General features: G+C 42.0%; 2 protein-coding genes. Both read left to right on the forward strand.

Features of this window, described 5'->3' with window-relative positions:
- Positions 1–1,982 (forward strand): type I restriction endonuclease subunit R (locus CXF78_RS19775; RefSeq protein ID WP_145991581.1); only part of this gene is annotated, 1,982 nt, incomplete at its 5' end.
- Positions 1,982–2,643, forward strand: a 662-nt coding sequence (locus CXF78_RS19780; RefSeq protein ID WP_102037723.1) for a M48 family metallopeptidase, incomplete at its 3' end; no start/stop codon positions are given. The genes CXF78_RS19775 and CXF78_RS19780, both read left to right, overlap by 1 nt.

Raw genomic sequence — 2,643 nt, forward strand, 5'->3', positions numbered from 1 at the left:
ACGCTGGTTCAGTGGCGCAGCTTAAAGAACTACTAAAAAAAGACAGCTCTGATTTAGTGACTGCCATGGTGCAGAAGTTTTCTGACCTTGAGAAAGAACAAGAAAAACAAAAGGGTGTTGCTGCTGGGTTTGTCGACCTTAATCCGAGCGATAAAATTATTGTATTGGCTGATGAAGCACATCGAACCCAGTTTGGGGGTTTGGCAATGACGATTAATGCTGCCCTGCCGAATGCACCCAAGATAGGCTTTACTGGTACGCCTTTGCTTAAAACCCAAAAAATGGGCCAAGCATTTGGTGGTTATATTGATGAGTATAGAATTAACCAAGCAGTAGAAGATGGTGCAACCGTTAAACTATTGTACGAAGGCCGTGAAGTGATTTCTGAGGTTGCTGGAGAGTCACTGGATAAGCTATTTGAAGAATATTTTGGTGATTACACAGAAGAAGAGCAGCGTGAAATTAAGAAAAAGTATGGTGTAGAGAAAGCCGTGCGTGAAGCCCCTGCCCGTATTCGCTGGGTGTGTATAGATCTGATTAAGCATTATAAGGAACGTATTCGTCCTGATGGTTTTAAAGCCATGATTGTAGTTGGTAGTCGTCATGCCGCCGCCATTTTTAAAAAGACCTTAGATGAGTTAGGCGCACCACCTTCAGAAGTGATCATTTCAGGTGATCATAATGACAAGGCTTATATCGCCCAATACACGGACAAAGTACGCCAGAAACAGATTATCAATAACTTTAAGAAACCCTTTGGTATTGATAAACAGGGTACAGAAGACAAAAATAAAAAGTTTGATAACACCGCCTTTCTGATTGTGAAAGATATGCTGCTAACAGGCTTTGATGCGCCAATAGCACAAGTAATGTATATCGACCGTAAGCTGCAAGATCATACGTTGATGCAAGCAATAGCTCGCGTTAACCGTACCTATAAAGGCAAAGAGTGTGGCTATGTTGTGGACTATCACGGTTTATCAAACTACCTAACGGATGCATTAGATCTGTTTAGCAGTGAAGATGTTGAAGGGACTTACCAAAGTTTAAAAGATGAAATACCTAAGGTAAAAGCCAAGCACACTCGAGCGATGTCATTCTTTAAAAATGTAACTGTAAACGGTCAACCAAGTACAAATATTGATGACTATGTATTGGCATTAAAAGATGAGTCGATCCGTGCGCAATTTGATATGGCTTTTAAGCAATTTGCCAAACAGTTAAATGTGATTTTACCCGATGTTGCCGCTATCCCTTTTATTGCGGATATGAAGCTACTAGGCAAAATCCATAACGCGACTAAGACGCTTTATCGTGATGAAGGTTTAGACATGCATGAGATTGGCGAGAAAGTTCGTCAATTAGTGGATGAGCATATTTTGAGTACGGGCGTAGACCCTAAAATTCCACCAGTGGATTTACTGGCTGCGAACTTTAAAGACAGTATCAAACCGACGAAGTCAGATGAGTCTAAGGCATCTGAAATCGAAAGTGCGATTAAGCACCACATTACGATTAATCTTGATGACGATCCTGAATATTACCGATCTTTGAGCTTAAGGCTGCGTGACATTATTGAGAAAACTCACGGCAAGTGGGCAGAGCAGCTTGAATTACTATTTGAGTTTACTGATGATATTAGTCACGCCCACCAGCAAGCGGCACGAGATGTCGGCCTAACTGAAACTGAGTTCGCCTTCTATGGCATTTTGATGGCTGAAGTCACTCAAGCGAGCGATGGTGATGTGATTGATGAAAGCATTCACGATGCAATCAAAACAACCACTCAAGTATTGGTGTCGATGCTAGAAGAAGCGACAGAGATTATCGACTTTTTCAGAAAAGATGATGAAGTTAAACGGATGAAGAAAGAGATTAAGCGTGCAGTATTGGATCAACCGTTTGGTGATAAAGCGTTGGTGGCTATTCTTCAAGAGCGATTTATGGAATTGGCAAAGACTAAGTTTGGGAATAAGTCATAGTGAGTGCAGTTAAACCTGAGCAAATACAAGTTAAAGGACTTTGTGTTGATGTTGTTAGAACCAGTAGGGTTAAAACTGCTTCAATCAAGGTCGATGACGGCCTCGTTTCTGTGATTGTTCCGAAAGCTTTGGCGATCGAGCGTATCCAGCAGCTGGTGGAAGATAAACATCAGTGGATAGTGCAGAAGGTTGCGCTGCATGAAGAGTCCAAGCCAGCCAGTGACAGAGAGTTTATTTCTGGTGAGGCCTATGCTTATCTTGGGCGAAATTATCGCTTAAAGGTAGTTACAGGGGCTTATATTCCAGTGAAACTCATCCAAGGGCGCTTGGTTGCGACCTTACCAGATGGAACTAAGCGCAGTAATCTGGTTCGAGATGCGGTTATTCGTTGGTATAAGCTCAATGCGTTACGCAAGATTAAAGAAAAAGTAAGACGTTATTCAAAAACCATGGGGCTAGAACCTAAATCAGTAAGCATTAAAACACTTAAGAGTCGCTGGGGAAGTTGCAGCCCTACAGGTGAACTCGACTTCAATTGGATTATTGTTATGGCGCCAAATCGCGTCGTTGATTACGTGATAGTGCATGAGCTTTGCCACTTAAAGCAACTTGATCACTCGCCTAAGTTTTGGAAAGAAGTTGAGCGAGTGATGCCAGATTA

The sequence above is a fragment of the Shewanella sp. 11B5 genome (genome assembly GCF_002836795.1).
Lineage (GTDB): Bacteria > Pseudomonadota > Gammaproteobacteria > Enterobacterales > Shewanellaceae > Shewanella > Shewanella frigidimarina.